This window comes from Ralstonia sp. NFACC01 (assembly GCF_900115545.1).
GTDB classification, from domain to species: Bacteria; Pseudomonadota; Gammaproteobacteria; order Burkholderiales; family Burkholderiaceae; genus Ralstonia; species Ralstonia mojiangensis.
In genome coordinates, this window is the sequence record NZ_FOWV01000024.1 from 1 (window position 1) to 5,607 (window position 5,607).

Annotated in this window: 5 protein-coding genes; 4 read left to right on the forward strand and 1 reads right to left on the reverse strand. The window is 58.9% G+C overall.

Going from position 1 to position 5,607, the window contains the following annotated elements; translation table 11 throughout:
- The first annotated feature begins 1,700 nt into the window (after positions 1-1,700).
- From BM136_RS25020 to BM136_RS25030, 4 genes are all read left to right on the forward strand, one after another.
- The gene (locus tag BM136_RS25020; protein WP_092977230.1) at positions 1,701-3,458 is read left to right on the forward strand and encodes an ABC transporter ATP-binding protein/permease; all 1,758 of its coding nucleotides are present in this window, start codon (positions 1,701-1,703) and stop codon (positions 3,456-3,458) included.
- A gap of 627 nt (positions 3,459-4,085) precedes the next feature.
- Entirely contained in the window at positions 4,086-4,448 is a 363-nt protein-coding gene (locus tag BM136_RS25025) for a BON domain-containing protein (RefSeq protein WP_092977233.1), read from the forward strand.
- Between the two features lie 137 nt (positions 4,449-4,585).
- On the forward strand, positions 4,586-4,873 hold the full coding sequence (locus tag BM136_RS25300; RefSeq protein WP_139219428.1) for a hypothetical protein: 288 nt from the start codon (positions 4,586-4,588) through the stop codon (positions 4,871-4,873).
- A 63-nt stretch (positions 4,874-4,936) separates the two neighbouring features.
- Positions 4,937-5,398, forward strand: a complete 462-nt coding sequence (locus BM136_RS25030) for a PRC-barrel domain-containing protein (RefSeq protein WP_092977236.1) — start codon at positions 4,937-4,939, stop codon at positions 5,396-5,398.
- Between the two features lie 20 nt (positions 5,399-5,418).
- Here the strand turns inward: BM136_RS25030 and BM136_RS25035 are convergent.
- Positions 5,419-5,607, reverse strand: a 189-nt coding sequence (locus BM136_RS25035; protein ID WP_139219430.1) for a helix-turn-helix domain-containing protein, incomplete at its 5' end; no start/stop codon positions are given.

Genomic DNA, 5,607 nt, shown 5'->3' on the forward strand with positions numbered 1-5,607 from the left:
ACCCAGACAAGCTGGGGCGCGATGCTCTCCCATTCCGCTGGCGGCAGCACGGACAACAGACGGTTCAGCTTCGGATTCGGTAGAGCCTTCAAGGCTGCTTCCCTGTCACTCGGACCAGAACAGCAATTCGGACTGATCGCGATGTGGAACCAGAAACAGCCGCTATCGGGTATCAGCCGCTTTGTTGCCCTGAATCTATTGGTAAACCTACGTCCGGCTCTCGCAACATTCAAGCCCACCAGATTTCCGACACGCGAAAGCGGCCGCGGCAATCAGTGGATGGCTCGGGCAAATTGGTGTTCGGCAGCTAGCGATCGTTCTGGCCGCGTCCGTCGTGTCGGCGGTCACCATCCGGCTCTCGCCCATCCGTGCGTGTGGGTCGAGAATCGGCGCGCGGATCATGCGTTGATTGAGGGGCAGGCATTGGCTGCACTGGCTCTCGAATCTGCGGCCGCACGGGCTGCTGCGGCGCATCGGGTCGCATGTACTGTTGCTCCGGCAATCGCTGACGACCGGTCCCTTCTTGTCTCGTTTCAGTGCGCGAACTGCCTGCGTTACCGTGCGGTTGAGGGCGTTCCGGCATCGCGTCGTGTGACGGCGGTATTTGGGGGCGCTGTATCGGCTGCGCAGAGGGGGGCTGTGGCGCGGCGGCGTCTCGCTGCTGACGCGCGAACCCGCCCTCGCGCTGGTTCTGTACCTCCCGGGGCTCACGAGTGGGCGGACGCGGCGCGGCGCGTGACGTTCCTGATTGACCAGGCTCTCCAAACCGTCGCTGCGTTCCGCTCTCGCGCGGCTGGTAGCGGTAGTGCTCGGACCGGATCAAATTCTGCTGCTCCAACGCGCGAGGATAGCGTTCGCCAGAGTACCGGCGTTGGTAATCCGGTAAGGGCGCCGGGGAAGGTGCCGACCGATGGTCCCATTGATCCCATCCCCCACGACGCGCTTCCCAGTTTGGTCCCCAGTGTTCACCCCAGCGCGGGGGCGCGTTGCCATTCCAGCCACGGAAATACCAAGGGGGCTTCCGGTAGTAGCGCACGGGAATACGGAGCACGAACAGCGGCACCTCTTCTGGTCCGACGACCTGCCATGGCCCGTTGTACCAGTTGCTTTCATACCATTCGTCCCCCTCATACACCCAGTACAGGCCGTCGTAGAAGAAGTAGTTGGTAGGCGCACGCGGTGCGTAGTAGACGGGGTAGCCCGGTACCGGGATGAGTTGTGGGTACGCGGGTAGGTTGATGCCAATGCTGACGCTCATCTGGGCGTGCACCGCAATCGGCAGGCAAAGCAGCAGCGACAGGGCGAAGAGCACGGAACGCATTTTTCGGTCCTCCTATCTGACCCACCCGCGCCCATATCGAGGTATTAGACGGGCAACGACTGGGGATCGCGTTCCAACCAGTAACGAGCGAGGCAGCTCGGGGACTCTGGTATCAATGAACAGTGAGATATGCGAACGACAACTTTTGCGTCTTCCACACCCCTGAGGAGCCCGGAATAACAGAACGCTTCCACTCTCACATTAGGGGACGTCCGGTCGGTTGTCGGTACGCTAACGGGCAGGTATTGCGGATAGTTCCGGTAGGGTCAACGCGCGCGTTGCTGACCTATAGTTCGACAGGGGTTGGGAGCCTCTGCAGCGTGAGTCGGCAGGATCAATGTGACGAGTGTGGCATTCGTTCTGTTCTGGGAGTTGTGACATGAGCGTCACCAATGATCAGAGAGCGGACGGCAAGTCGAGGTCGGAGAACGATAACGACACTTCGAATCGTCACCTGTGGACTCGGTTCTGGGCCATCGCCAAGCCCTACTGGTTTTCCTCAGAAAAATGGACGGCGATGGGTTTGCTTCTGTTGCTGGCAATCTTGCTGCTGGGGCAAACCGAGACAAACGTATTGTTCAACGAGCAATCCGGCGAATTCACATCAGCCCTGGCAGCCAAGGATGCGGATCGCTTCTGGCACTCCATCATTGAATGCATCTACATCATGATCCTGGCGGTGCCGATCTATGCATTTTATTTCTATATCAGAGACAAGCTTGGAATCCTCTGGAGGCGATGGCTCACCAATCACTATCTGGAGGGCTATTTCAAGAATCGGATCTTTTACAGGTTGAATGCAGATTCCTCGATAGACAATCCGGATCAGCGGATAACGGAGGACATCAATACATTCACGCGGAAATCTCTCTATTTTTTGCTGGTCAGTATCGGTGCGATTCTTCAACTGATTGCGTTCAGCAGTGTCTTGTGGTCGATCTCCAAGCCGCTGGTCTTCTTTCTTCTTGCATATGCCGTCGCGGGCACCTCTATATCGATTTTCTTCTTTGGCCGGATCCTGATTGGGCTTAATTTCTATCAATTAAAGCGGGAGGCGGATTTCCGTTTCAGCCTCATTCGAATTCGTGAGAACGCCGAATCCATTGCGTTCTATCGAGGGGAGGAGCAGGAGTTCTTTCATGTGAAGGGGCGATTTGAACAGGCCTTTCGCAACTTCAACAGACTCATCCGCTCGCAGCTGAATCTGAATCTTTTTCAGTATGGCTACAGCTTTCTGACCGTCATGCTGCCCAGCGCGATTGTTGCTTCGCGCGTTCTTTCCGGCGAGCTTGAAGTCGGTCGTGCTATCCAGGCCGCTGGCGCGTTTGCGGCCATACTCAGCGCGTTGGCCGTGATCGTTGACAACTTTGAAGACCTGAGCCGATTCGTGGCAGGGCTCGATCGGCTAGACACATTCTCAGGTGCCCTGACGGCGAGCGTGGCTGCATCTCCCGATGCGAGAAGCACGATCAAATCCATGGAGGACTCCCACCTGACCCTTGCACATGTCACTTTGCAAACACCGAACCATGAACGGACGCTGGTCAAAGACTTGACGGTGTCCATCAACCCCGGCGAGGGCCTGCTCATTGTTGGTGCCAGTGGAGGCGGGAAGAGTTCGTTGTTGCGTGCAATCGCGGGACTATGGAGCGGCGGTTCGGGATGCATCACGCGACCGAAGGCGGACGAAATGCTGTTCCTGCCTCAACGCCCCTACATGGCCGTCGGTAGCCTGCGCAATCAACTGCTCTATCCGAACAACCACGACAGGCACGTGTGCGACGAAGAACTTCTTCTGCTGTTAGAGATGGTCAACCTGTCGAATGTTGCAAGGAGGTTCGGAGGGCTCGACGCAGAGCTGGAGTGGGACAAAGTCCTGTCGGTTGGGGAGCAACAGCGCCTCGCGATCGGGCGCGTACTGCTTGCGAAGCCCCGCTACGCCATTCTTGATGAGGCGACGAGTGCCTTGGATCTGCGCAACGAAGAACATCTGTACTCGCAACTGACCGGGATGTCGACGACGCTTGTCAGCGTCAGCCATCGTCCCACGCTTCTCAAGTATCACCACCATGTCTTGACGCTATCCGGGGATGGGGGGTGGCAGTTGCACTCGGCTAGACACTACCGCTTCAATTGATCGCGCCCACACCAAAGGCGCCGGACTATTGCCCTTCGCAGCCCCGGTCATGCGCAACGCGCGGCGCTCTCAGACCACACCGTTCCTAGCGTGTAGTTGCCACCGGTCATCGAATGCGGCGTTGCCCGGTACCGTACAGACGTTTTCGTGACGGGGTGGGAATGTGTTCCTACCCTGCGCGAAGGCGATGGGTACCCTTGCAAGCATGTCCTCCCGTACTGCCTCGCAACGCTCTCGCCTCGTCTGCAGGCGAGGCGTTTAAGGAGTGCATCATGAATAGCATCATCTGGCTGGTCGGGGCCGTCGTCATCGTCTTGTTCGTGCTTGGGTACTTTGGATTCAGATAACCGACCGCAGCAGTTCCGAGACATCGTCCCAGTGCATTCACCCGAGAACTGTTGGGTTGACCGCACAGGGCAAGCGGGTATGCAACCCCGCGGCCCCTGGGCCAGGCTGACCCACACACCGCGCCTTGTTTTGTCTGGAGAGAACCGGACAGATCGCGGGCGTTCCCTCCGCCGGCACCCCGAAAAGGAAGAGGTCACTGTCCGCCAGCGTACGGACAGCGGCATGGATGGATGCCAACCTTGATTGGTCACCGCTTTCCTCCCAATCGAGGGCGTTCCTATGAAACCCACCCGTTCCATCACGTTCACTCCCGGCGCAGCGTTGCTCGCGCTCGCAGTCGGCTTCTACGCTTCATTGGGCCCGGGGCAAAGCAGCGCATCACCTGCCTCCTCGGCAGACCACAGCTTGACACGTGCGACGGTTCGCGAGGGTATCTCTGATACAGCGATTACGACCAAGGTGAAGGCTGGCCTGCTCAATCAGAAGGATCTCGGCTCGATGCGCATACACGTACGCACACGCGACGGCGTGGTTCGCCTGACCGGCAGTGTGCCGACAATGGTGCAACGACAGATGGCAACGAAGGTGGCCAAGGGAGTTACCGGAGTGGCATCGGTGGAAAACGATCTGATCGTCCACTAATTCTCATCGCCGGCCGAACGGATGGGGCCTCTCCCCATCAGCGGGAAAGGTCGAGACAGGCGCGCTTTGCCGAACTGTATCCATCCCCTCGAGACACTGCGATCTGCCGAGCGAGTCAACGCAACCCAGGAGCGATCATGCACAAAGTCACTACCACCGCACAGCACAGAAAGTCGGAGCCTGCTGGTTGCGGATGCATACCTGCCGCGGATGAAGGGCACACCTATCAATCCGCTGTGGACGCATCGCTTGAGATGACCTTTCCGGCGAGCGACCCAATCTCGCCGGGCGCGGCCATGTATGCGGAGCGTCAGCTCAGTACCTCGCTCGACAAGACAGATTGGAGCCTGGCTGCCGGTAGCAAGAGGCAGGCTTCCCGCGTCGAGCCCACTCCACGGCACAAGGGCAAAAGCCGTGCGCATTGACGTATCCCCCCCGCCGGCGCAGTCGCCGGTTCAATGGCTAATCACCTTATCTGGAGTCACACCATGAACATCAACGAATTGGACCATCAAAGCAGCGGACCGCGCGCTGCCATCGTCGGCAACGGTCAGCTGAAGGGCGCCGGCCCCGGCCCCGTCATCATGGCTGCCGACACACTCAACGGCGATCCGGTTCTTGGTCCGAGCGGTGAGAAGCTGGGCAAGATCGATCACATCATGCTGGATGTTCCCCGCGGGCAAATCGCCTATGCGGTGCTGTCATTCGGCGGTTTTCTAGGTGTCGGCACGAAGCTGTTCGCTGTGCCATGGTCTGCTCTGACGCTCGACACTGTACGCAAGAGCTTTGTGCTGGGCATCGACAAGAAGCAGCTGGAAGCCGCGCCGGGTTTTGATCAGAATCACTGGCCTAGCATGGCGGATACGCAATGGGCCACCAGCATCCATCAATACTATGGAACGCCCCCGTACTGGGAGGGGAGCCGGAAAGAGGTCAAACTGGATTCCTGATGGAGTAGGCGTATGCCTGGTCAGAGCGCCTCGAGGTCTGGAAGCAGGCGATCGAACTCGCGCTTGACCACGGCATAGCATTCGCAGACGCGACGCTCGAGGCCAGGGCGGTCGAGGACTTCGATGGTTCCGTGGCTGTAACGGATCAACCCGGCGGTCTGCAGCTTCAAAGCGGCTTCAGTGACCCCGGACCTGCGCACGCCCAGCAT